General features: G+C 39.1%; 28 protein-coding genes and 2 pseudogenes. 2 read left to right on the top strand and 28 right to left on the bottom strand.

Going from position 1 to position 24,366, the window contains the following annotated elements; all coding sequences use genetic code 11:
* Positions 1–35 precede the first annotated feature (35 nt).
* The 11 genes and pseudogenes from SK629_RS01195 to SK629_RS01150 all read right to left on the bottom strand — a co-directional run.
* Positions 36–659, bottom strand: coding sequence for a hypothetical protein (locus tag SK629_RS01195; RefSeq protein WP_042900237.1), 624 nt, complete (start codon positions 657–659; stop codon positions 36–38).
* 50 nt (positions 660–709) lie between these two features.
* Positions 710–1,699 carry an RNA-binding cell elongation regulator Jag/EloR gene (jag, locus tag SK629_RS01190; RefSeq protein WP_042900236.1) on the bottom strand — a complete coding sequence of 330 codons (990 nt, stop codon included), beginning with the start codon at positions 1,697–1,699 and terminating at the stop codon, positions 710–712.
* 17 nt (positions 1,700–1,716) lie between these two features.
* Positions 1,717–2,541, bottom strand: coding sequence for a membrane protein insertase YidC (locus SK629_RS01185; protein ID WP_200872328.1), 825 nt, complete (start codon positions 2,539–2,541; stop codon positions 1,717–1,719).
* Entirely contained in the window at positions 2,516–2,887 is a 372-nt protein-coding gene (gene rnpA, locus SK629_RS01180; RefSeq protein ID WP_042900234.1) for a ribonuclease P protein component, read from the bottom strand. The genes SK629_RS01185 and rnpA overlap by 26 nt, the downstream gene beginning before the upstream one ends.
* Positions 2,888–3,211: 324 nt before the next feature.
* Positions 3,212–3,421 (bottom strand): hypothetical protein, encoded by a 210-nt coding sequence (locus tag SK629_RS12325; protein WP_050492330.1) that lies wholly within the window; start codon positions 3,419–3,421, stop codon positions 3,212–3,214.
* 21 nt (positions 3,422–3,442) lie between these two features.
* On the bottom strand, positions 3,443–3,610 hold the full coding sequence (locus SK629_RS12320; protein ID WP_160165278.1) for a hypothetical protein: 168 nt from the start codon (positions 3,608–3,610) through the stop codon (positions 3,443–3,445).
* A 152-nt stretch (positions 3,611–3,762) separates the two neighbouring features.
* On the bottom strand, positions 3,763–4,218 hold the full coding sequence (locus tag SK629_RS01170) for a hypothetical protein (protein ID WP_042900233.1): 456 nt from the start codon (positions 4,216–4,218) through the stop codon (positions 3,763–3,765).
* Between the two features lie 292 nt (positions 4,219–4,510).
* Positions 4,511–5,701, bottom strand: a complete 1,191-nt coding sequence (locus SK629_RS01165) for an acetate kinase (protein ID WP_042900232.1) — start codon at positions 5,699–5,701, stop codon at positions 4,511–4,513.
* Positions 5,702–5,750: 49 nt separating this feature from the next.
* Complete coding sequence (locus SK629_RS01160; RefSeq protein ID WP_042900231.1) at positions 5,751–6,704, bottom strand: class I SAM-dependent methyltransferase; 954 nt, start codon at positions 6,702–6,704, stop codon at positions 5,751–5,753.
* Positions 6,705–6,763: 59 nt separating this feature from the next.
* Complete coding sequence (locus SK629_RS01155; RefSeq protein WP_042900230.1) at positions 6,764–7,351, bottom strand: class I SAM-dependent methyltransferase; 588 nt, start codon at positions 7,349–7,351, stop codon at positions 6,764–6,766.
* 32 nt (positions 7,352–7,383) lie between these two features.
* A pseudogene (locus SK629_RS01150) lies at positions 7,384–7,614 on the bottom strand (type IV pilus minor pilin ComGF family protein); the annotation flags it as partial.
* A gap of 318 nt (positions 7,615–7,932) precedes the next feature.
* Here SK629_RS01150 and SK629_RS01145 point away from each other — a divergent pair.
* Positions 7,933–8,520 (top strand): hypothetical protein, encoded by a 588-nt coding sequence (locus SK629_RS01145; RefSeq protein ID WP_042900229.1) that lies wholly within the window; start codon positions 7,933–7,935, stop codon positions 8,518–8,520.
* 367 nt (positions 8,521–8,887) lie between these two features.
* Here SK629_RS01145 and SK629_RS10895 read toward each other — a convergent pair whose 3' ends face one another.
* From SK629_RS10895 to tgt, 13 genes and pseudogenes are all read right to left on the bottom strand, one after another.
* Positions 8,888–10,387, bottom strand: coding sequence for a replication initiation protein (locus tag SK629_RS10895; protein WP_050492329.1), 1,500 nt, complete (start codon positions 10,385–10,387; stop codon positions 8,888–8,890).
* Between the two features lie 92 nt (positions 10,388–10,479).
* Positions 10,480–10,692 (bottom strand): annotated as a pseudogene (comGG, locus tag SK629_RS10890) (competence type IV pilus minor pilin ComGG); the annotation flags it as partial.
* Positions 10,670–11,131: a competence type IV pilus minor pilin ComGF gene (gene comGF / locus SK629_RS01130; RefSeq protein WP_042900228.1), complete on the bottom strand. Its 462-nt coding sequence runs from the start codon at positions 11,129–11,131 to the stop codon at positions 10,670–10,672. The pseudogene comGG and the gene comGF, both read right to left, overlap by 23 nt.
* Entirely contained in the window at positions 11,094–11,396 is a 303-nt protein-coding gene (gene comGE / locus SK629_RS01125) for a competence type IV pilus minor pilin ComGE (RefSeq protein WP_050492328.1), read from the bottom strand. Before comGE ends, comGF begins: the two co-directional genes overlap by 38 nt.
* Entirely contained in the window at positions 11,359–11,763 is a 405-nt protein-coding gene (gene comGD / locus SK629_RS01120) for a competence type IV pilus minor pilin ComGD (RefSeq protein ID WP_042900227.1), read from the bottom strand. Before comGD ends, comGE begins: the two co-directional genes overlap by 38 nt.
* The gene (comGC, locus tag SK629_RS01115) at positions 11,756–12,082 is read right to left on the bottom strand and encodes a comG operon protein ComGC (RefSeq protein ID WP_042900226.1); all 327 of its coding nucleotides are present in this window, start codon (positions 12,080–12,082) and stop codon (positions 11,756–11,758) included. The genes comGD and comGC overlap by 8 nt, the downstream gene beginning before the upstream one ends.
* A 1-nt stretch (position 12,083) precedes the next feature.
* Positions 12,084–13,100 carry a competence type IV pilus assembly protein ComGB gene (gene comGB / locus SK629_RS01110; RefSeq protein ID WP_080710154.1) on the bottom strand — a complete coding sequence of 339 codons (1,017 nt, stop codon included), beginning with the start codon at positions 13,098–13,100 and terminating at the stop codon, positions 12,084–12,086.
* Positions 13,048–13,989: a competence type IV pilus ATPase ComGA gene (comGA, locus tag SK629_RS01105; protein WP_042900223.1), complete on the bottom strand. Its 942-nt coding sequence runs from the start codon at positions 13,987–13,989 to the stop codon at positions 13,048–13,050. Before comGA ends, comGB begins: the two co-directional genes overlap by 53 nt.
* Positions 13,990–14,065: 76 nt before the next feature.
* Positions 14,066–14,431 carry a DUF1033 family protein gene (locus SK629_RS01100; protein ID WP_042900221.1) on the bottom strand — a complete coding sequence of 122 codons (366 nt, stop codon included), beginning with the start codon at positions 14,429–14,431 and terminating at the stop codon, positions 14,066–14,068.
* A 150-nt stretch (positions 14,432–14,581) separates the two neighbouring features.
* Positions 14,582–15,640, bottom strand: a complete 1,059-nt coding sequence (locus SK629_RS01095) for a zinc-dependent alcohol dehydrogenase family protein (protein ID WP_042900220.1) — start codon at positions 15,638–15,640, stop codon at positions 14,582–14,584.
* Positions 15,641–15,800: 160 nt separating this feature from the next.
* Complete coding sequence (nagA, locus tag SK629_RS01090) at positions 15,801–16,952, bottom strand: N-acetylglucosamine-6-phosphate deacetylase (RefSeq protein WP_001134549.1); 1,152 nt, start codon at positions 16,950–16,952, stop codon at positions 15,801–15,803.
* Positions 16,953–17,104: 152 nt separating this feature from the next.
* A complete protein-coding gene (locus SK629_RS01085; RefSeq protein ID WP_042900219.1) occupies positions 17,105–18,922 on the bottom strand; it encodes an acyltransferase family protein in 1,818 nt (605 codons plus the stop codon).
* Positions 18,923–19,022: 100 nt separating this feature from the next.
* Positions 19,023–20,165, bottom strand: a complete 1,143-nt coding sequence (gene tgt, locus SK629_RS01080; protein WP_001285237.1) for a tRNA guanosine(34) transglycosylase Tgt — start codon at positions 20,163–20,165, stop codon at positions 19,023–19,025.
* Between the two features lie 116 nt (positions 20,166–20,281).
* Here tgt and SK629_RS01075 point away from each other — a divergent pair, with 116 nt between their 5' ends.
* Complete coding sequence (locus tag SK629_RS01075) at positions 20,282–21,139, top strand: DUF975 family protein (protein WP_042900218.1); 858 nt, start codon at positions 20,282–20,284, stop codon at positions 21,137–21,139.
* A 25-nt stretch (positions 21,140–21,164) separates the two neighbouring features.
* On the opposite strand, the gene pcp is transcribed toward SK629_RS01075, so the two are convergent.
* The 4 genes from pcp to SK629_RS01055 all read right to left on the bottom strand — a co-directional run bounded on the left by pcp (position 21,165) and on the right by SK629_RS01055 (position 24,266).
* The gene (gene pcp, locus SK629_RS01070) at positions 21,165–21,809 is read right to left on the bottom strand and encodes a pyroglutamyl-peptidase I (protein ID WP_042900217.1); all 645 of its coding nucleotides are present in this window, start codon (positions 21,807–21,809) and stop codon (positions 21,165–21,167) included.
* A 112-nt stretch (positions 21,810–21,921) separates the two neighbouring features.
* Positions 21,922–22,284 (bottom strand): DUF1304 domain-containing protein, encoded by a 363-nt coding sequence (locus tag SK629_RS01065; RefSeq protein WP_042900216.1) that lies wholly within the window; start codon positions 22,282–22,284, stop codon positions 21,922–21,924.
* 10 nt (positions 22,285–22,294) lie between these two features.
* Entirely contained in the window at positions 22,295–22,720 is a 426-nt protein-coding gene (locus SK629_RS01060; RefSeq protein WP_042900214.1) for a MarR family winged helix-turn-helix transcriptional regulator, read from the bottom strand.
* A gap of 319 nt (positions 22,721–23,039) precedes the next feature.
* Entirely contained in the window at positions 23,040–24,266 is a 1,227-nt protein-coding gene (locus SK629_RS01055) for a LysM peptidoglycan-binding domain-containing protein (protein ID WP_042900213.1), read from the bottom strand.
* Between the last annotated feature and the right edge of the window lie 100 nt (positions 24,267–24,366).

The raw sequence follows: 24,366 nt of genomic DNA, 5'->3' as shown, positions 1-24,366 counted from the left end.
TTAAACAATTCGACGCTAGATAAGTCTCCTATTTTCTACTCTCTGGTCGCCTGATAGTAGGGAAATAAGCGTTCATAAGCATCTTCTAATTTTTCTAAAATCACTTCTAATGATTGATTTTCTATAAAAGAAACATCTGCTTTAACTAACACTTTTCGGATTTCTTGACTGCCTATCTTCTCAACTAAGACCTGACGAGTTTCTTCGTTCGCCTCCCACCGTTGACTTTGACCATCAGAGTAGATTAGATAATAAACACCTTCAACAGTTGGAATTTCTAAAACTTTAGCCTGCTTGCCTAGAGTTTGCTTATCTTTCTTGCGCTCGATAAAACTAACTTCCAAAGAAATTCCAAAATCAGTAGATGTCCCGTATAAACGAAGAGCCAACATAGGTTCTGTTACTTGTCCATCTCTCTGTAGATAAACCCAAAAATGTGGTCGCAAACGCTGCGCTTGGTTCATCCACTGGCTAGTCTGTTGGAGCTGCCATTCTGGATGGCTTGCTTGAAAGACTTTGGCCAGTTCTGTAAAAGCCTTTCGTGCCTCTTGACCTTTGTGGCGGAATTCCAGCATTTTTTCTCGCTCTTCTCCCGCTTTATCAGGATTACGGTACTGGAAACCTGCAAAATCTAAATAGTCTCTTATCTTATTCAACATTAGTTTAATCTCCTCTAGCTAGCAAAAAATCAGGAGAACCCTGATTTTACTTATTCTGTATCTACGACAACATAACGATTTGGCTCATCACCTTCAGAGTAACTGGTCACACCATCCATACGTGAAATAATACGATGGATAATCTTGCGTTCACTATTTGACATAGGATCTGTCTGATGACTGCGTCCTTCTTCTAAAACACGAGTCGCCAATTTTTGCGCATAGGTCTGCAAGACTTCTGCACGGTGTTCAACATAATCATTGACATTAATAGTAATGTAGAAGGTTCTTGAATAGCGGTTGTAAAGATAATTTTGAGCCAACAGTTGCAAGGCCTTCAAAACTTTACCATGATAACCGATAATACGACCTGGTTCGTTGGTGTCAATTTGTAGATTGATGCTACGACGGTTATAATCATTTGAAAGTGTGGCCTCAACATCCATGTCATCAATAATCGTTTGAACATAAGTCGTTACTTCCGTAGCTACTTGTTCAATATCAAAGCTCGGTTCCACCTTTAAGCCCATCTCTGTCAAGTCTTGATTTTCAGTTTCTTCAGCTTGAGTCTCAACAATAGGAGTTTCTATTTCTTCTCCTAGGTCAGCTTCTTCAAGCTGTAATTCACTTAAAATATCAATATGCCCTGTTTCCTCTAAGATGGTGCTAGCATGTTTATCATTTTTCAAGATTTCAGCCTTAACTTCATCAGAAACTCCTTGGCCTTCTTCTTCAATCTTTTTAATTGCTTCTACAACATGCCCCAAATCAACGGTCGCTTCACTGACTGTTTTAACTGGTTCATTTTGTTCATTAATTTCTTTAGGAACTCCCTTTACCGCCTGTTGATTTGCTTTAATGACAGTTGTTTCACTAATAGCTTCAATGTCAACCTGGGCTGGCTTTTTACCAAATAAACCAAGAAATCCATTTTTTTCACGAGAAATGACTTTAATATGAGCCTTCATTCTTGTAATATCTAACTCTTTCAATCCTTTCTGGATTGCTTCTTCAACAGTTGAACCTGTAAATACTACCATTACCAGATCCCTCCTTATTATTTCGTTTTCTGAGCCTTTTTCTTGGCTTTTCTTTTTCTATTTTCCAAATCTTTCTGTGCCTGTACTACGGCCTCGCGTTCTGCGATAATCTTGAATGGATTGTTCAAGAAATAGGTTTGCAAGACTTGATAAGCATTGGACACTGCCCAGTAGAGCGCTACTCCGCTCGGAGCATAAACCCCAAAGACAAAGATCAAGACTGGAATCCCGTACATCATTGCAGTCGTAGCTCCATTTCGCTCAGACAAGGCTTTATTGGACAACCAAGTACTTAAAAAGGTGAATACTGCTGCTAAAATCGGAAAAACAAGGGTTGTATCCACACCACCAAGGTTAATCCATAAAAAATGACCAGTCTTCAAAAAATCAACTCTTGATAAGGCTTGGAACAAGGCCAAGATAAGCGGCATCTGAATTAAAATCGGCCAAAGAGAATCTGAATGTCTGACACCCATTTCTTTAAAGACTTTACGCATTTCCTGCTCTAGCTTGGTTCTGCTTTCCATATCTCTGCCTGGATATTGTTCTCGTAGCGCCTTAATGCGTGGTTGAGCTTCCTGTATTTTTCTAGAAGCCACTATTTGCACCTGAAAGACTGGCAAAAGCAGTGTACGAATCAAGACCGTAAAGAGAATAATCCCCACTCCGATACTGATATCAAACGATAAAAAGCGAATGATTTCCGCAAAGAAGTAAACAAATTTACTCCAAAAATCAGCCGAATCGGCTGTAATATCGCTAGTTGTCCCATTTGTTGCACAGGCTGTCATGATCAATAGAGACAGTCCTAGCAAACTAGTCAACTGTAGTTTCTTTTTCACTCCCATTTCCTTCCTGGTAAATCTTTGATAATTTTAATACGTGGAGTAGATTTTTCTCCATCTCTGCGTATCCCAAGGTTTCAACCCCTTTTCGAGCAATGACAACAAAGTCGACATCTTCTACCAGACTCCCTTTTGCATTCTGGATAATATGTCGAATTCGTCGCTTGATTTGATTTCTAGTGACGGCATTCCCCAGTTTTTTGCTGACTGATAGACCTACTCGAAAATGTTTTTTCTGGTTTTCCAATTGGTAGACAACAAATTTGCGGTTAGCAAAACTTGTTCCCTCCTTGAAAATCGCCTTAAAATCTTTCTCTCTTTTTACACGAAAGTTTTTCTTCAAAACTCAACTCCATCTATTAAATTACTACTATTATACCATATTTTTCAAAAAAGCCAATCATAGCAAGGTTTTGCACAATTCTACCAATATTTTCTTTTTTATTTTTAATCCTTTTCGTCGTTCTTTCATTCTCTTTCTTATTGTCACAATGTCTGCTGTTCCCGTAACAGTCTATACTTAAAACTTTAAAAATTTGAAGTTATTTTCCCTGTAAACACTAAGAACGACAAAGTGGTTAGAAATTTATTTTCCAACCACTTTATCACATTCATTAAAGACAGAACTATCATTTTAACATTCTTAATTACAAGTATTTAAGCATAACTAACCCCAAATAGCACATTTTCCAGCAGAGATTCCTAATTGTGCAACGATTCCTGCAACGTTGCTCTTCATGCCAAATTTAGCAAGTTTCATTGCTATATATGAAGCAGCTTTGCCCCACATTTGACCTTGAATATAACTGATAATGTCCCCTCTCATTAAATCAACAAGTTCCATACCTGGAATCATACCAATCAACTCATCACGCATACATGAAACAAAATCTCTATCTTATAAAGATGCTTGCAAATTTTGAACCAAATTAGGCTCTGTATAAACACGTTCAATGCCCATTGCAATATACGGTGCTAAAGTGCCGTAGCGTTCTGTCAATAATTCTTTATTAACATAAAAAACGTCATTCTCATAACTCGTCGCTTCTGTAAATAAGAATTTCAAATCCTTCTCTACTTCGGCAACATCAATATACTCTACAGTTGTATTTGGAACCTTTGTTTCGTTAGCTTATGCAATCCCTATAAAACTCGGTACCATAATAAGCAAAGTTGTAGCAATAACAATACATTTTGTAATTATATTTTTCATGTCATTCACTCTTTCTGAAAGAAATCGTGTTGTGCTAAATAGTCATAATGTTGTTTGTTAAATTGATACTGTCCTAAATGTTGACTGATATTACCTACATCTACTGAAAAGATGTACTGTTCACTTTGATAGTGCCATTTAATTCTGACTGTGTTCAAGACTGTGTTATAACTAAAATCTTCAACTTGACTCCAGGACATTTCAATGACTTGATTAGGACGATTTTCAGTTACATCACTAATGTCCATCAAGTAAATCCCCTTAGATGTGAATGACATAATCTTTGGCTTCACACTCGACTGAACATAGTAGGCTCCTCCTATAATGAAAAAATCAATAAAGGATTTCAGCCATGTCTTTTTCTTAAAAGCCATCAGAAAATTCCTTTGTCCCTCGATATGACAAGTTGAAAGAAATGATTCAATCTGTTTTTCTGTTGCAAATTCCATAATAGTACCCATGATGTTACCTCCATAACTATAAACCAAGAACGATACAACAGCTCTTATAACTTATTACAGTACTATTATAGCATAAATTGTAAGCGGATACAAGAAAAAAATGACATAATATAAAATATTAATCGATGACACCTGTCATTCTAAGCGAAAATTATAAATAAGTTATCTTTTATCACTTTTAACTCTTCTCAAAAGCAGCAACAGCTATCCTTTCAAAGCTAGTTAAGTTAAAAAAGAAGCTGGAAAAATCTCTTTCCCAACTCCTTGTACTAAATATTTTTTCTAGTTTTACTTATTTTTTCAAGCGTTCAACGTCACGGGCAATGACTAATTCTTCATCTGTTGGAATAACCAAGACACGGATTTTAGCTGCCTCTGTTGAAATGTCTCCTGTAACACCGAAGACATTCTTTTCATCATCAACATCACAACCAAACCAAGAAATTCCTGAGATAACATCCTTACGTACATCGGTTGCATTTTCACCTACACCAGCTGTGAAGATAATAGCATCTGCTCCATTTAGGACTGCAAGGTACTGCCCAATATGTTTTTGGATACGGTCAATATAGATTTCATATGCTAAGGTAGCATCATGGTCTCCTTCTTTTTTAGCAGCAATCACATCACGCATATCACTAGACTTGCCTGAAACTCCCATGAGTCCTGACTCACGATTGAGAATATGGCTAATAGCTTCTGGAGTATTAAAGTCCTCTGTATATTGCATTAAATAAGGAATGATAGCTGGGTCAATATCCCCTGTACGAGTTCCCATCATCACACCGCCAAGTGGAGTGAAGCCCATTGAAGTATCGACAGATTGACCACCCTTAACAGCTGTAATAGAAGCACCATTACCGATATGGCAAGTAATTAACTTCAAGTCTTCTAATGGACGTCCCAAGAGTTTTGCAGCTTCTCCTGCTACAAACTGGTGGCTTGTACCATGAGCACCGTATTTACGAACCTTGTTCTCTGTGTAATATTTTGTTGGTAGAGGGTAGCGGTAAGCTTTCTCTGGCATACTTGTGTGGAATGAAGTATCAAAAACAACTACACTGGTAATGTCTGGCAACAATTCCTTAAAGGCACGAACACCTGCTGCATTGGCTGGATTGTGGAGAGGAGCCAACAAACTCAACTCTTCAATTTTTTCTAAAACATCACCCTCAACAACTGTTGATTCTTTGAAATATTCTCCACCTGCAACAACACGGTGTCCAACACCAGTAATCTCATCATAAGCCTTGATAATATCGAAACGAATCAAGTCATCCAATAAAATTTTAACGGCTTGTGTATGATTTTCGATATCCAAAATTTGTTGTTCAGAACGGCCGTCAAATTTTACAGTTGAAATTGAATCTTTCAAACCGATACGTTCAATCAAGCCTTTGGCTAACACTTTTTCCTCTGGCATTAAGTATAATTGCCATTTCAAACTTGAACTTCCTGCGTTGATTGCAATTGTTTTTGTCATAACAAGACTCCTCTTTTAAGCGTTTTCATCTATTATAACAAAATCTATTTTATATTTCAGTACCTTGAGTCCATTTTTGAAAATTTTCTTTAAATTTCATTAAAACACTTGCATCTTGCAAGCTAGCAAGTGAATAAATAAAAGGCTCCACTGCTATTTCACTTTTCTTCTGTAGGATAAAAATAGTCTTAGATTGTTTGGCATTAGCAAAGAGATTTTCAGGTAAACTAATCATAGCAACCAGACTTGCTTCTTCTTTCAACCAGCCTTTCAACAAGTCACTTTGAGGACTGGTCAACAAATCATTCGGAGCGAGAAAAATAGCATATCCATCTGAATTGAGGTACTTAAGCCCTTGTTCCATGAGCAAGTGATGGGCGTAAGTATGTTCTTGACTAGAAGCAACTTGATGGCGCGAGGCAACAGCATCATCAGGATAATAGCCGACAGGCAAGTCGCTGATGACCACATCGCTTTCTTTGAGCATTTGTGGACGAACGGCATCTCCTTGGACAAAGCCAGCCTGCAAACCAATCACATCTGCCATGCTAGCTGCCAAATCAATCAGCAAATCATCTACTTCCATTCCCAAGTAATCCACTTTTTTAGCCAGCGAAGTCAAGAAAGTAGCACCCAGAATTCCCATCCCAGAACCCATTTCGAGGATGGTAATTTCCTCCTCTTTAAACAACTCTTCCACAATAAACACCAAAAGTAAAGCAATGGCATCTGGTGTAAACTGGTGATTGGCCTGTAGGGGCTCTGTCTGCCCAGCCTTCATCAAGAGAAACTGGTAGGTCTTGAGCCATTCTTCCTTGCGAAGTGCTAAGCGTTTAAGAGCCTGATTGTTCTCTTTGACCTGATTTAGCTCAGTCTCACCATCCAAATAGATGCTGTTTTGCTCCACCAAAGCGTCATAAAAGTTGGTCGCCAAATCACTTTGGATGACTTGGACATTCTCTAGTAAATAGGTATAAGCTTGTTCAATTTTTTCAAAATCCATATTCCTATCTTATCAAATTTCCCTTCTTTTTTCCATCCTTATAAAAAATCACTCCCTGACTAGGCGAGTGATTTTTGGGCTACTGTTAAAAAGAGGTCTGAGTAATTTCCTTGAAACAGGTCTGCAGCGCTATAGAGGACCTGACTATGCACAGATGAAAAACCGTGCTGAATTAGCTTGTTTTCCAGTTCAGCCAATTCAAATCCATGATGGTTAGCTTCTGTCTTGGTAAAATCAGCAAGTAGGAGTTGTCCATCTTCCCTCAAATGTTGATGAAACAGTGAGAGAGCCGCATCCAAATCAGGCATATGGTGAAGAACCCGACAAACAACAATGAGATCAAACTCTTTCTCCAAGGGTTTTTCCAGTAAATCTTGCTCCAAAAACTGGATATTCTTGATGTCTTGCTGCTCCGCTTTCAAGCGAGCTTGCTCCAGCATTTTCTCCGAAATGTCTACCAGAGTGACGAACTTGGCTTGTTTTGCCAGAGGCAAGGTTAACAGACCTGTTCCTCCACCGAAATCCAGAATTTCTTTGTCTGATAGACGATCAATTTCTTTCTCGACTGCTTGACATACCAAGTTTGCAAGAAAGATATTTTTAGGGGAATCGAAAGTTTCCGCTTTGTGGTTAAAATTATGTCTCATATTTTTAGTTTAGCACAAAGTAGCTGAATTGACTAGGACTTCTCTTTCTTTTCAAGCTTCTCTTCTGATTTTTTCTTCTCCGCTTTTTCACTTGAATCAGTCACTACCTTTTCCTTTTTCTCTTCTTTGATTTTGACTGAAGGGAAGATGAACTCATATTGACTCTTAGATGTACGAACCGTCGTCACCAAGCTTGCTTTATTGTTTTGATAACTCACCTGACCCAGATTAAAGGTCTGTTCCCCACTTCCTTTCTCAACCTTTTATTAAGTCCGAAAAACTCCAATTTTTCGGAAAGATGTATTCCTTTAGGAAAGTATCTGAAAAATTCCCAAAAGCCTTGGCGCTCTAGGCGTTTCAAGTGATAGATACATCACAAAAGTATCTGAAAAAGCTCCAGGATCATCATCTCAGCACCGAAAATGCGTGATTTTTGTATGATTAAAACATTTTTCGCCCTTTTTTCTTTACAACAATAATATGATATGATATAATGTAAGCGTATACAGAAGAGGCCGATTCAGTAAAGAAATTATCATGTAGTTTTCAATTTTAATTTGTTTATAGAAAGGAGAATTCTTATGAATAAACAAATAAAAACTTCAGCCCTTTTAGGGGTATGTATTGTTTCTTTAGGGGTTATTGCTCCTGTTTTAGGAGCGAATCCAGTTGTTGCTGATTCCGTCACAGAGACAACAGTGCAAGGAAATCTTAATAAGATTGATGTTGTTGAAACTCTCTCTGATAATGGCTATCTAGACGTGGATCCTGATGCTAAAAAAGTTACCATTACTGAAAAATATAAGCAGGAGGTATTAGCTAACACTGACACTGACTTATATAATGTTATTTTTACCGAAAACTCAATTACAATAGCTCCTAAATATTCTTTCAGAGACTTCTCAGGATATACTAAAATCGTTTATACTTGGAAAGGATATGATATTTATTTAGATAGCACTACTGCCAATAGAATAGCTGCTGGACTTGGTGGAGGAGCTGCTCTTGCTGCTTTAATTCCTGAACCAGGCGCATCCAAAATTGTAGCTGCTAGTTTAGGGTCTGTTGCCTCTTTAATTCTTTATAATAATGCTGCCGGACGAGGGGTTATCGTTGCTTTTGTAGGACTGTATCCAAATGGAACTCCACACTGGATAACTTCTCAATGATATATACAAAATTGGTGTTGTTTATTACCTTTCTTGTAATAAGCTTGTTACCTGATAAGATTTTTGGAAAAAATAAAAAATTTGGAAAATAGTTCTTGCAATATTGATGGCGGCGACAGCATTATCATTTATGTACTAAGTTATTTTAAGAATGTAGGGAAATAAACCCTACATTCTTTTTAGTTTTATCTGGTATCTTTATAAAGATTTATCCCGTAAGCTAACGTCCACAGATGAGCTATAACCATACTATAAAGCACATCTGTTTTATATAGACTAATGAAGAGTAACGCTATAAAACTAGTAAAGATTGCAGTTCCTGCTATCTTGAAAAACATTGTTTTGTTCATTCAGATTCCTCTTCTGTTTAAAGTTTGTTCACACGTTCTTGAAGCGATTTAGATTGGCTTTCTAACATAGCTTGCTTTTCGAGTTCTTCAGCAAGTTCTGCTTTCCCTTCAGGTGTTTTATAAATCTTTAGAATTTTTTGAGTTTCAATCAGTTTTTCAATATATTCTGGGCTTGCTTCGTTCACATAGTCAGGATTGCTCCACTTTGGCACGTTAGATTTGCTTTCTTTTGATTTTGTTTTAGCAGTGCTTGGCGCTTTTTCTGGAATATCGTTATAGTTTACTTTATAAAATTCTTCTGCTTCTTTCAAAGTCTTAACGCCATTGTCTGCCCATTCTCGTAACGTAGTAACGATAAAACCAAAAGTCTTGCCGTTCTCCCAAACCTTGATATTATCAGCTAGTTCAAGCATTCCTGAAGCTTCTGCAGGTTCGAAAGATTGAGTAATTTCCATGATTAAAGCACGATTTTTCTTGCTTAGTTTGTTGTGCTTTTTAAAGTGGTCAGCCAAAGGTGTTTCTTCTTCTGATTCATTATTGTTGGTTTCAAGAAAATCAATAAGTTCAGCAGGTTTAGTATTTTGTGATAAAACAGCCTTCTTCTCAGCTTCTTTAATTTGCTTGGTTTCGATAGCCTTTTGTAGCTTCTTGTCATTCTCTTTCAAGTCATCTTCATAAGCTTTTTTATATGCTAGTGCTTCTTCAATTAGTTTAGAAGCATTGTAGCAAGTCATTTTGCTAACTTCTCTCAACAAATCAAGTAACTCTACATTTTTAGAGCCAAGCAGAGTGATTTCAGCAATCAATTCATTAGCTATTGCAATTTGTGCTTCTGTTGCTGGTATGCAGACTTTTTCCCTTGTCCATTTAATTTTTACACCGACAATTTTTCTAGATTGTTTAATAGTTTCGAAAACTGCACCAATTCCTGATTCTTCATTGATTTTTTGAACGCCAGGTGTTAAGTGTTTGCGATTAAGTGCATCAAAACGCTCCATAGACTTTCCTTCAGCTCCAAAAATGCCACGTAACCCCTCCAGATCATAGACTAGCTCACGTTTTCCATTGTTGGTAGCCAAAAGAATTTGCTCATATAACACTTGTCCCCCAAAGCTAAGTTTTGCAAACGTAGATAGGTTGTAAACAATAGGATTGACTTCATTTCTTTTCAATACGTCTAAAATAGGTGTTATCCTTGTACCTCCCCATTTTGTTTTTGTTGTATTGAAAGAAAAGTAGTATTTTCCGTTGTCGTAGCTATAATCAGCAAAAATAAGGAACCCTTTCATTTTTCCGCTATCAGGATTGGTTAAAATCTTTTCGTCATACATTAAAATACTGTTGGTTCCTACAGCCTGAACATCTTTTAAAATTCTTGTTGCATCGCCATTTGAAAACTTCGCTTTTTCCAAAAAACGCTCTACATCATCTTTATAAAAAGTTGCGTCTGCATAATCTTCTTCAACGTTTGCATGTAGCAAAGCCAAAGAAAATAAGACGTTTTGAGTAGCAGTCATTTTTCACCTAAATTGGTAAAAAGTAGGTTTTTATTTTTCACAAGCTGACCGCTATCAATGTTAGAGCGTAGAAAGTCTGTTTTTTGAACTTCTAGTTCAAGTTTTTGTGGGTCTTTTTCTTCCATTTCCTTATCTTTGGTTCGTTTGGCCATAGCAAAAGCAAGCAACTTTTCTTTATTTAAAGCATAGTCTCGATGGTGGGCTACTTGTCGGTTCAAGTAAAATTGTAACAAAAGACTAAAGATGGCTGCTATAGTGACCGCATAGAGGAGAACACCTGCCTTAACTTTTTTCTTTTTCCACACGATAGATAAACTCTCTTTCTAAGCCTTTTTGAAACTGGAAACGAAAGCGAACCAGTTGATTGTCCTCTGTAATCTGCGCAGATTTGAGTCCATAAACCATAGGCTGATAACCCCGTCCACTGGCATCAGTTTTTCGAAAATCGTCCGATTTTGACTTACCAATAGCGATTTCCTTGCCATCCTGCTTCATATAGAGGCGATTCCCCTCCACTTTTTCGAACTGTGAACGGTCTAATTCTGCCTCCAGCTGGTCCACAAATAAGAGCCACTCTTTTTGCTCGCTTTGTTGCTGGTAGCGAACTTCTGAAATGAGGAGCTGGCTCATGGCTTGAAAGAGGAGTAAACTCCCACTGATGACAATAAGAGCAACCAGGGATTCTAACAGGGTAAAAGCCTTGATCTTATGGCTCTTTGATAGCCAACAACTGTTCTGAACCATGGTAGACCTCCAATCCCTTTTCACTAGAAAACACCTGAATCTCAACTCCGTTGATGTTTACCTGATTTTGACCTGTCTGCAGGGCCATCTTAGCTACACGCAAGACTTCTTCCTTTTGCAAGATTCTTGCCTCTTCCTGCCTATTTTTCTGAATTTGTCCCAAAAGAAGGGTCGCAATGCTGGCAAAGATAGCTAAAGCGACTACTGCTTCTAGTAAAATTACTGCCCTAATTTTTTGTTTCCTTAATGCGTTTAATTTTTCCATTTCCTAGATATAATTGATAACGAATCGCTCCTTTACTGGTCTGAAATTCAACCTTAGCCAGGGACGAATTGCCCCCAGCTCGGTCAAATGTAATACTTTGTCCTGATGGTGTCTGAATTCCTTTAGGAACTGTCAACTTTTGACTGCCATTACTAATCGTCCGCCCATCTAAGTTTAGACTAGTCTTTTGCTGACTGGCTATACTACGTTTTTGGGTTTCCCGATAGAGTTCTTCAAACTCCATAAAGAAAATTTGCTCCTCTACCGCCGCAAAAGTGGACTGTACAGAGCCTGACAAGCCCAAGGCAAGGATACTCACAAGTCCCAAAACCAAGAGGCTTTCCAGCATGGTAAAGGCCTTAATCATTGACTTTACGATTTGCTCCTCCATTTTTATCATGGTATCCTTTATAAGCTTTAGCCTGTTCTTCTGTGATGCGTCCATCGTCTTGTAACTTTCTTAGGCTAGCCTCTTCATTTTTAGCTAAGCTATAAAGCTCTGCCTGGCTTTCCACCACCTTAACAACAGCAGCTTTTCCTTTGTCATTGACCGCCTCTTTTTGCTTGGTCAAATTAGGTACAAAGAGCAAGAGAAGCACACTGATGATGAGCAAGACCACCAACATCTCCACAAGTGTGAAAGCTTTAACCTTAGCTTTTTTCAAGAATGTCATCATTTTTTTCATTTTAAAAATTTACCTCCATATTTTGATACATAGGCATTAGCATTGCCGCATAAAGTAAAACGATAATCAAAGCCACAAAGATAAAGACCAGTGGCTGCACCAGATTCATGGTGCGGTTGACTCGGGTAAAAAAGGCTTCCCAAGTTTTTTCAGCATAGATTTCCAACTCACTACCCAGCTTGGACTTGACTTCCCCATACTCGATGATGAGACTCAACTCTTTTTTAAAGAAAGGATAGGTTCCTATAGTTTGAGAAAATTCGCGGCCATTTTGTAGGGATTGAGTTAGGTTTTGACCGATTTCTTTAAAGAGCTGGGAGCCTTGTTCTTGCATGATCTGAAAAATCTGCGTCAGTTCCATCCCTTGAGAAATCATATTCCCCCATTCACGCGCATAATAGGCTGTCAGATAGGTCTGAACAAAAATTCCTAGAAAGGGAAGGCGTGCTAAAATAGAAAATATGCTCATCTTAGAACTTCTTTTATAAAAAGTGAGTGCTAAAAGGGTAAGTAAAGAAACAAACCCTACCATGCCTAGAAAGATTTGTGGCAGATTGCCAATGATTTGGGTGGCAATATTGCTACTATCCAGTTGTGGTAGCAGGTAGTTCCGTAGCCCCAGCATGATTAATAGAAGAAATCCCAGTAAAATCAAGGGATAGGTCGCTACTTCAATTAACTTTTTCTTGACCTTGGCCAGATTGTCCAGATATTCTTCTATCTTTCCCAAACTCAGGTGAAGATTCCCATGAACTTCAGCTAGGGATAACTGGGTGACAATGGCGCTTGAAAAACCTAAACTAGCCATCATTTCTGAGAATGATTTCCCCTGAGACAAGCCCATGCGCATCTGGGTCACGCACTGCTTGTCTAACAAGGCACTCCTATCCAAAAAAGAGATGGTCTCCACCAGATGAAAACCGCTGGAAAAGAGATTGTTAAACAAGGTAATGATATTTTTTTGCTTAGCTGTAGCTAATTTTTTCCGTTTCAGCCTGAAGACTTGTGATATGTCCATCTTTAAGAAGCTGGTCAATCTGTTCATTCCAGCTAGTTGGCTGGTGTTCTTGATAGTCTTTGTTTGCAAAGTCAACAATTCCTCCTCCCCCGATCAATCTCTGGTAGCAGACTCCCTGCAGAACGACTGCTAATTCCTCCTCACTCACACCCAACTCCAGCAAGCGCTCATAAACACCTCGAATACTCTTGGCATGAATGGTTGAAAAGACTGTCGCCCCTGTCAGACTGGCTCTAACCACTGCACGCGCCGTCTCGCTGTCCCGAATTTCTCCGATGATCAGGAGGTCTGGTCGATGACGCAAGGAAAGTTTGATTAGATTTTCATAGGTTAGTCCAATCGCTTCATTTAACTGCAATTGGAGCATGTCGTCCTGCTTGATTTCGACAGGATCTTCTATGGACATAACTTGCTGTCCTTTAAAGAGAGATTTAGCCAATTCATGCATCAAGGTCGTCTTACCACTTCCGACTGGACCAGCAAAGAGATAAAGACCACGTTGCCTGTACTGCTTGCCCAATTCATCAATATCCTGAAACCAAAAATGCAAATCCTGCTCCTCATCATGCAACAAACGAATAACTAAACTTTCATGCCCTCGATAATCACCTACAGTAGATAAACGTAGGGACGCCATCTTCTGGTCATATTCATAATCACAGGAACCAAGTTGACTACGTCGCTTTTCTCCAACATTCATACCAGCTACAAACTTAAAGTGACTGATGACGGCCGCAAACTTTTCAAAATCATAAGAACCGATTTTACAGCGCTCATCTCCCACCCTCATATGAAGCTCATAGGCGTCTAACTTAGGGACAAAATAAATGTCTTGCGCTCCTTTTTTCCGAGCTGAACGAATGATTTCTTGTGCAATTTCTTGAACCATACTTACCTCCTCACCTATACTATTCGCAAAGATTTGGAAAAAATAAAAAAGCAACTCCAAAAAAGTTACTTTTTCTCTATTTTAATTTCATACGGCAAGCACGGTGCCTTTCCTTACCTGTTTGTTTTTCATAGCCTGGGCGTAGTTTTTCATCTGGGATAACCTGCTCATCCTGCAAAAGAGCCAAAGAATGGTATTGTTGTAAATACTCATCACATTCATCACACCAACGTTGGTCTTCTGGATCCCAAAAAATGGTCATCAAATCACTTCTACTTTTATAAAGAGGAGATTCTTGTTCCAATCTAAACCAGCAAGTTTTGTAGTATTTGAGAGCATCATAATACTGGTCAAATTTCTTACTAGCTACAATATCTTCTTCCCAACCTTCTAAGAACCACCAGGGTTCAAAATCTCCGTACATTTCTATAACACGATACATATTCATTCATTCCTTTGTACCGTATATTATAACTAATTCCGCCAGACAAGGAAAGAAATATGCTCATCTCTTAATTTTTCGATAAAAAATCCAGCCATCTGATGGATGACTGAATTTCTATTTACTTATATGATAAAAACTTTTTATTTCTTAAGCTTCTGAGATATCGTTTTCAATAATGACCTTAATGGCATGGTGGTCTGCTGCCTTACTGAAGACTTCATAGGCTTTTTCAATTTCACTTAGTTTGAAATAATGAGTTACCAATTTTTCTGGTTCAATCTTATGAGTTTCAAGAGCTTTCAACAACTGAGGTGTTGTATTTGTAGATACTAAACCTGTAGTGATATTGATATTGCGAATCCAAAGTCTATCTAAATCGAATTCAACTGGTTTACCATGTACACCACAGTTAGCTACTGTTCCGTCTACACCGATAATCTTTTGACAGAAATCAAAGGTTGCAGGAATACCAACAGCTTCTATCGCAACATCTACACCACGACCATCTGTCAAATCATAAATTTCTTTAATGGCTTTTTCAGGGTCTGAAGAATTAACCTTATAAGTTGCACCGAATGATAAAGCAGTTTCCAAGCGGTTATCATCTAGATCCACCATAATCAATTTAGCTGGTGAGAAGAATTGAGCTGTCAAAAGGGCTGCCAATCCAACTGGTCCTGAACCAATAATCGCAACGCTACAACCTGGTTCTACTTTCCCTTTTAAAACACCAATTTCATAGCCAGTTGGTAAAATATCTGACAACATAACAAGAGCTTCATCTGATAAAGATTCTGGTGTATGATATAGAGTATTGTCCGCATGAGGAACACGTAGGTACTCAGCCTGCGTACCATCAATCAAGTGACCAAAAATCCATCCTCCCTCATCCTCACAGTGAGCATAAATCCCTTTTTTACAGTGGTAACATTTACCACAGGCACAGACACAAGAAATCAAGACCTTGTCGCCTTTTTTGAAGTTCGAAACTCCTTCTCCAACTTCTTCAACAATCCCAATCCCTTCATGACCAAGAATAGTACCACTTTGGCAAGCAGGAACATCCCCTTTAATGATATGGAGGTCTGTTCCACAAATAGTAGTTTTTACGATACGCACAATAGCATCTGTTGGCTTGCGAATAACTGGTTTGTCTACATCAACAAAAGAAGCAAGTCCTGGTTTAACATAAGTATAGGCTTTCATAAAGCATTCCTCCGTTTTTTTATTTGTACTATTTATAATATAATTGTAAACCTTTTCATTTGTTTGTTCAAGTTTTTTTGTGATTTTTTAACTTTTTATTTACTGGTAAAGCAATATAGATAAAAAAGCAGAAGCTAGTCTCTAACTCCTGCTTTCTATCTTATGCTTGATAACGTTTCACACCATCTAGATAGGTTGCTACCAATTCCAAATCTTTATCTAATACGATAAAGTCCGCATCATAACCTTCACGGATTTGACCACAGACATCATCAATGTGAACAGATTTAGCTGGGTTGAGGCTAGCCATCATGACCGCTTCGTGTGGATTTGCAATACCCCACTCGACTACATTTCTCATACCATCTTTAAGTTTGAGGATAGAACCTGCCAAATTACCAGTAGATTTGAGACGTGCAGTTCCATTTGCTACTACAACAGGGAATTCTCCCAACATATAGTCACCGTCTTCAAGCCCACCAGCTGTCATACAGTCCGTAATAAGAGCGATGTTTTCTGTCCCCTTTTGCTTAAGTAAAATCTCACAAGCTTTTGGATCTACATGATAACCATCACAAATCAATTCTGCGTAAGTATGTGGGAGCTCATACATAGCTCCTACCATACCGAGTTCGCGGTGTGTTAGACCACGCATCCCATTATAGGCATGTACCCATACACTAGCTCCAGCATCAACTGCCTTCTTAGCTTGTTCAAATGTCGCATCTGAGTGTCCAAGTGCAACTGTCACACCTTCACCTGTAATAGTACGTACAAAATCTTCCACCCCATCACGTTCTGGTGCAATAGCGATTTTATTTAGCATCCCTTTTGCAGCATCCTGCCAAGAATGAAACTCCTCAACACCCGGGTCTCTCATATAAGTTGGATTTTGTGCCCCCTTAAAAGTTTCTGTGAAATATGGACCTTCATAATAAATCCCACGAATCTTAGCACCTGTTGCTTCTTTATAATGGTTTCCAAGATTTTCAGTGACTGCAAGCAATTGCTCATAAGTGGCTGTTAAAGTTGTGGGCAAGAAACTGGTAACACCGGTACTAAGAAGTCCTTCACTCATAGTATGCAATGTACCTTCAATGTTGTTGTCCATCACATCTACACCTGCATATCCATGAATATGAGTATCCACAAGACCTGGTGCAATGCTATAACCAGTATAGTCAAGAACCTCTGCTCCTTCAGGAATTTGATCCACATGTTTCCCAAATTTGCCATCAACAAGTTCTAAGTACCCACCGCGACGAATGCCAAATGGATAGAAAAACTGATCTGCTTTAACGTAATTAGGCATAATAATGACCTCCTTAAAAGATTACTTTTGATATTTATTATGTCAATTACATTATAAACTTTTCTGATTCATTTGTAAATGGTATAGACCTATTTTCTAGAGATATTTTAAAAGAGCTGGATGTCTCCAACTCTTCTCTTTTTAAATACAAGTTATTTAGATTTGACTGGTTTGTCTTGAGCTGTTTGCAAGGCTGTAGCAATGGTATCTGCATACAATTTAGCTCCTGCTTCAATCTTACTATTGTCACTTCCAAAATGGACTTGATCTGTTCCTGCCCAGATTTCTGGATGTTCCTTAGCAGCTTGATTCCAATCTGCTATCGTGATGTAAGGAGTCTTCTCTGCCAATTCTCTCATATAGGCAGCAGCCTTCTCAACGATTGCATAGGTCTCTTTTGTCTTATCTCCTTCATAAGGAGTCACCAAAACCATATGGTGTCCCTTAGGAAGATTTTTCACGATACTATCCCAATCTTCCTTGTAATTTTCAGGATTATTTACCCCAGTTGCAATAACCACCATCTTTGGTAGAAATTTATTCTGGCTATTATTTAGCATGATTTCATTGGCAGTCTTGGTTGTTCTGCTGACTTGTGCATTAATCTGTGCCCCTGGAAGGGCTGTCTGCAGGGCTGTATTTGCCCTTAAAGCCACTGAGTCACCAATTAACATAGTGCCATCAGCAATTCCTAAACTATCAGCTTCTGCTCGTTCTGCCATCACCTTGGTCTGGCCAAGATTTGTTGCAGCTTGCTTCAAACCATTGACAGTCAGATCTGTCTCAAACGCTCCCACTTGTGGTGCCAAGAAAGTCACTAAGAAGACAATGAAGGCTAAGATTCCTGTACTTGTTGCAAGAATTGCGTGAATATAAGGCAGGGGACGAAGGGTTTGTATAATAGGTGTATTCTTTCCTGCAATCCAAGGTTCCAATACATAGAATGATAGGCTAGCAAAGCCATAAGAAAAAATCAAAGTCAGTAAGACAGCAAGAAGATTTGAGGTCAACTGTGAGAAAATGATATAGAAAGGCCAATGGAAGAGATAAACCGCATAGCTAGTATCCGCTAAAAAGCTAATCATCTTTGGCTCCTGTATATGAGGAGTCTTTTCATGCAAGACACGCGCCGCCAAAATCATAGCAAGGGCTGCAAGACTGGCAAGCAAGAAGCCTATAAGATAAGCAAAAAGATATGTGAATTTGACAAAGAAGGTCAAAATGAGTAAGAAGCCAAAACCTCCTCCAAAAACTAAAAGGGTCTTACGTAAATCCCAGATTTTATCCAACTGCTTGACTAGGGAAGTCGTCTGACGAACGCCTACAATCGTTGCTAGGATACTTCCCAAAAAGAATGGATAGACATGAGTTAAACTGGAGAAGTAAACAGAGGAATAAGAGGTTACTAGAAAACTACCAATAAACATGGAGAAGAAGCTGATCAAGAAGGCAACAGCAGATAAGAGAAAGACCATTCCTCTCAACTGACCATTTGATTTAGACTGTTTAGATAAGAACCAAACTGCCAATCCCCAGAGGATATAGTAGTGAACCTCAACAGCCAAGCTCCAATTATGAACAAACAAATGAGGAATGAACTGAGATTCATAACTCCCACCTGTTAGGAGTTCATAAAAGTTGGTCATAAAGCCTAAGACACCCGCAATCTGACCGCCAATTCCAGCCACATAATCTTGCCGAACTAGGAAGGTAAAGGGCATGGTTACCAAGACCATCAAAACCACAGGTGGCACAATCCGATAAAAACGTCTTCTAAAAAATCCAATCAAATTAATCTCATGGTTTTTAGAAAATTCTTCGATGAGTAGAGCCGTAATCAGGAAACCTGAAAATGTGAAAAAGACATCTACCCCGAAAAATCCTCCAGGAAAGATGGTCTGAAAGAAATGATACAAGAGTACCAGTAGTAAACCTGTAATTCTAATCAAGGAAAACCATTTAATGCGCATACGAGTTTATTCTCCCTTTCATTGTACACTTTATTCTATCAAAAAAAGAAGAAAAATCCCAAGAGAAAACTTAGGATTTTTAGCTTATATCAATTCCATTTTAGAAATTACGTCCTGACTTATTGTAGCCATATTTTTCCACAAAATACTCACGGAATTCCAAGAGATTGTCATCCATGATTGCTTGTCGCACTTGCTTCATCAGGTTAAGCAAGAAGTAAAGATTATGGTAGCTAGTTAAGCGGATACCGAAGGTTTCATCAGCCTTAAGTAGGTGACGAAGGTAGGCGCGTGTATAGTTCTTACATGTGTAGCAATCACACTCAGGATCCAGTGGCGTAAAGTCCTCAGCAAACTGGGCATTTTTGACAACCAAACGTCCCTGACTGGTCATACAAGTCCCGTTACGAGCGATTCGAGTCGGCAAGACACAGTCAAACATATCCACCCCACGAATCACCCCATCAATCAAACTATCTGGCGCTCCCACACCCATCAAATAGCGAGGTTTGTTTTCAGGCAGCAGTTGGGTTGTGAAGTCCAAGACTGCATTCATCTCCTCGTGGGTTTCTCCCACTGCCAAACCACCGATAGAGTAGCCTGGGAAATCCATGCTGACAAGATCATGAGCCGATTGGCGACGCAAATCTTCAAATCCTGCTCCCTGCACAATCCCAAATAATCCTTGGTCATGCGGACGACGATGAGCCTTTAAACCACGCTCAGCCCAACGGCTGGTACGCTCGATTGATTTCTTAACGTAGTCGTAAGGTTGATAAAACTGGGGACATTCGTCAAAGGACATCATGATGTCTGAACCCAGATTGTTCTGAATAGAGATGGCTTTTTCTGGAGACAGGAACATCTTAGAACCATTGAGATGGTTTTTAAAGGTTACTCCTTCTTCTGTGATATTACGGCTATCTGCTAAAGAATAAACCTGAAAACCACCACTATCTGTCAAGATAGGCTGGTCCCAATTCATGAACTTGTGGAGACCACCTGCGCGTGCGATGAGTTCGTCTCCAGGGCGAAGCCAGAGATGATAGGTGTTTGACAGGATAATCCCTGAACCCATTTCCTTCAATTCTTCAGGTGACTGAGTTTTGACGGTAGCTTGAGTCCCAACTGGCATAAACATCGGTGTCGGGAAGGTACCGTGGGGGGTAATGATTTCTCCCAGACGAGCTCCTGTATGTTTTTCTTTCTTAATCAAACGATATTTGATTGGTGAATCTGACATTTTTTACCTCCGAAGCTGGGAAAAACAGTCCCAGTTCATACTTTGTGCCCAAGGGCATACTGTATGATTTTATCAAAAAAAGCTGGAACTGTCACGAACTATGGTATAATGAGAGAATGAAATACCCAAAAATTGATTTAAAAACCATTCGTCTGCAGGCTAGGCAATTTCAAGCTGAAAATCCCCGCCTCTTTCTCGTCTATCTCTTACCGAGCATGCTGGTCATCTTGTCTGGCTTCCTCAATCCCTTAGAGCGCATCAACGAGTCTATTTTAGAGCAAACCTTTTTAAGCGTGTTTGGTCATGTATTCCAAGCCTACCTCTTTCCACTATTGGTCTCCTTTATCGGAGCTATTCTCCTGACCAGTTCAGTTTATACAATCCTGAGACTCATCAAGAATCCCGATACAGAACTATCCGTTAAAAATAGTCTCACTCTCTTTAACGAAGAGCACTTTTCACAAACCTTTTTGACTCTCCTTCTCAAACGTTTCTATCTCTTCTTATGGAGCATTCCTAGTTTACTCGGGATTTACTTCCTCTTTTACAGTAGCTTTTTAGCCAAGAAATTCGTTGTCCTTCATCCTGAGTTTCCTAATCTGGATCTCACGTCAGTTGAAACGGAAAGTTTCCTCATGACCTTTGGCCTTTACGTTCTAGCAAGTATCCTCTTGATGATTATAGGAAATAGTCTCTATATTCCACAATACTATGCCTATTCACAGGTAGAATTTCTCCTTTGTGACACCCTAGACTTAGGGCAAGCCAAACCAGGACAAATCCTTAAAACCAGCCGTTTCCTGATGAAAGGCTATAAGTTTCAGCGCTTTATCCTAGACTTACAACTCCTTCCTTGGTACTTCCTCAATTGGATTACTTTTGGGATTGCTAGTTTCTCACTCCTACCCTACATTCAAATCAATAAAATAATTTTTTACCGAGCAGTACTGGCTCGAAAACGTCCAAAAGCTTGAAGGTAACCCCTCAAGCTTTTTTCTATCAATGAGTTTCTCCGCCTACCAACTTGAGATCCTGATCTCCATGTTCTATAATAGCCCCGATTGCTGCTTCTATCCCTCGCATAATGTCCACTAAACTCATAGCTGGAGTGGTCGGTCGATTCACCACCTGTTCCATCATATAAGGAATATGCATAAACCCTGCCTTAACATGTGGAAATTTCTTTTCTACCAAATAGAGGACTTGATACATCAAATGATTGCAGACAAAAGTCCCTGCAGTATTGGAAACAGAGGCCGGCAATCCCTCTTTTTTTATAGCTTGAACCATCGCTTTAATCGGCAGACTACTAAAGTAGGCCGGAGCACCGTCTGGGCGAATGGGAAGGTCAATCGGTTGATTACCCTCATTATCAGGAATGCGTGCATCATCTTGGTTAATGGCCACTCGTTCAGGCGTCAAGCTAGTTCTTCCACCAGCTTGACCGATACAAAGGACAAAGTCAGGTTGATAACGGTTCATCTCTTCTTCCAATACATGGGCCGATTTGTGAAAGACTGTTGGCACTTCTAACCAACGGACCTCAGCACCATGGATTTCAGCTGGTAAACCTTTAATGGCCTCCAAAGCTGGATTGACCTTTTCCCCTCCAAAGGGCTCAAAACCTGTCACTAATACTTTCATTTCTAACTCCTCAAAACCAATTCAATGAGACTTTTTTCTTAAAAACAAGTATAACATATTTCCCTTATTCTGGAGTGAAAAGGACTAGAGAGGATAGGATTGATTTTTGAGCTTATTTAAAGAGGAAAATGCTAATTAAGGTCAAAATAGCTGGTCCACCTTGCTTCAAAATAATTTTCTTATCTGCTGTAAGAGAGCCATAAGTCGCTGCACCAATCACAAATAAGATAAAAATAGTCACAATTTCTAAATTCTGTGAGAAATAAATGCCATACAAGAGAAAGACTCCTAGCAGAGCGTTATAAATCCCTTGATTTTTAAACAATGAACTTACAGACGGACGAGCTAATTCTTCCTTGTCCATGTTAAATACACGACTAGTCACATCTGATTGCGTTGCAATACTTTCCAAATAAAAAATGTAAAAATGCTCCAAAGCAACGATTGTTGCTAAAATGATTGTAATAATTGACATCTATTGCTCCTTAAATTTCTATATTTTCAATCCCCAAAACCAATTTATTTAATAAACGACTGAGTTCTGTTCTTTCAGACTCTGTTAAGATACCTTCCATCTCTTCCTTAACCTTGATATGCTTCAGAGGAGGATTCACTACTAACTGCTCCTTGGTATACTTCGTAGCCTCTACCAACACTTCTCGCTGATTTTCAGGATTGCGATGACGCTCCACCAAACCTTCCTTTTCCAAAATCTTGAAATGCCGTGTCAAAGCAGCCTGATCAATCTTCAAACGCTCCTGAACCGCCATTTGATTACAGGGAGAATTCTCCAACACAAACAGTAACATCTGATACCGTGTCAAACTGATTCCAAGTCTTTTTTCAAACAATTGCGTGCTCGCTTGCTCAGACAAGCGGAGTTGATAAAGCAGATCTTGAATCTCTATCATTTCTTTCCTCTTTTCGATTGATTTATCAATAATTGACTTATCAAGTATAATATAAATTAAAATAGATTGCAAGAACTATGCTTGGATTATTACAAAATGCTAACTTCCATTTTCCATTCATATTGATACTCAATGAAAATCAAAGAGCAAACTAGGAAGCTATCCATAGGTTGCTCAAAGCTGTGCTTTGAGGTTGCAGATAAAACTGACATGGTTTGAAGAGATTTTCGAAGAGTATGACAAATAAAAAACGAACGAGACTTACTTCCTATCACGAAAGCTAAATCTCATTCGTCAAAATAATATTACAAAGTCTGGTTTATCCATTCATTGAAACGTGAACGTGGTCATAGTGGTTTTCTGTCACGCTACCACGGTCCGGCATTGGGTTCCAAGTATTAGCTGGTCCATATTTGCTATCGAATGGAGCATAGAAACGTTGTTTCCAGATGACGTAACTAATTCCACGGCTGGCCATATTTTGAATAGCGTATTCCGCAATCTTATCCCCTAGTTCTGAGCTTTCTTGTACCATAAAGTCGATAGCCAAACCTTTTCCGTGATCTCCACTGTCTCCTGGACGGTAACCACTAAAGGATGTGATGCCAAACAAGTTGGCGATTTCTTCTTTAAAGGCAGCTGTTTGTGGTTGAAGACCAGCATTTTCAGATTTTGCTACTGCCAGTCCAGCATAATCGGGCGCAGCTGGAGCTGCATAAGTTGTTGAAACTGTTTTCGCCTCTTCTGGTTGATAAGTAGAAACTACTGGTGTAGCTTCACTTGATGATGCTACTTCTTTTGCTTCTTCTGCACTTGTTGCAGTTGTTTCGATTGCTGTTTCTTCTACTGGCGTTGTAGTTGCTTCTACTGGCGTTGTAGTTGCTTCTACTGCTGATTCAGCTTGAATGCTTGCTTGTGTTTCCTGCTTCTCAGCTGACGTCGTTGCCTGAGGAGCTACTTCTTCAACTGGACTGGTTGTTTCGGCTGTTTGTCCCTCTGAGACAGAAGTCTCTGTAGATAGTGTCACTTCTTCTGAAGCAGTCACTATCTCTGCAACTTCTGAACTTAATACTACTTCTTTTGTTCTTGTAGTTTCTACCGCTTTTGGAGTTTCAGCAATCGGTTGAGAAAGGTCTGCAACTTGAACAGTTTGGTCATCAACGGTCACTTGATTGGTTGTCAAATCTGCTGTCGCAGTTGTCGCTTCTTCACTAGAATCTGCTTGAGGAGTTTGGATTTCAACTTCTGTTACTTCTTCTGCTTCATTGACAGTAGTTGTCAAAACAGTTTCTGGGAAAATCAAGTCCATATTAGTGATTTTATTCAAATTCGCAAGAACTGTGACATCTACACCCAAGGCTTCTGCAATGGTGCTCAAAGTATCGCCATACTGAACTGTATAACTTGTTTTGTTGTCCGTTTTAGTCAAATCATTTTGGATTTGCTCAACACTACGGGCAGTCCAAAGAACTTCTTCTGCTTGAGTTGCCAATACTGGGGCAAATGACAAGGCTACTGTTGACGCTAATATTATTCTTTTCTTCATTCTTTCAAATTCCTTTCAAATGAGTACCTGTCTATGATAACACAAAAAGAGCAGAAAAAAAGCCCTCTCGGGCCTATTTAACAGAACTGTCTATTCCTTG

It is taken from the genome of Streptococcus mitis (genome assembly GCF_000722695.1).
Classification (GTDB): domain Bacteria; phylum Bacillota; class Bacilli; order Lactobacillales; family Streptococcaceae; genus Streptococcus; species Streptococcus mitis_O.
This window is presented reverse-complemented; position numbering and strand designations above follow the sequence as displayed.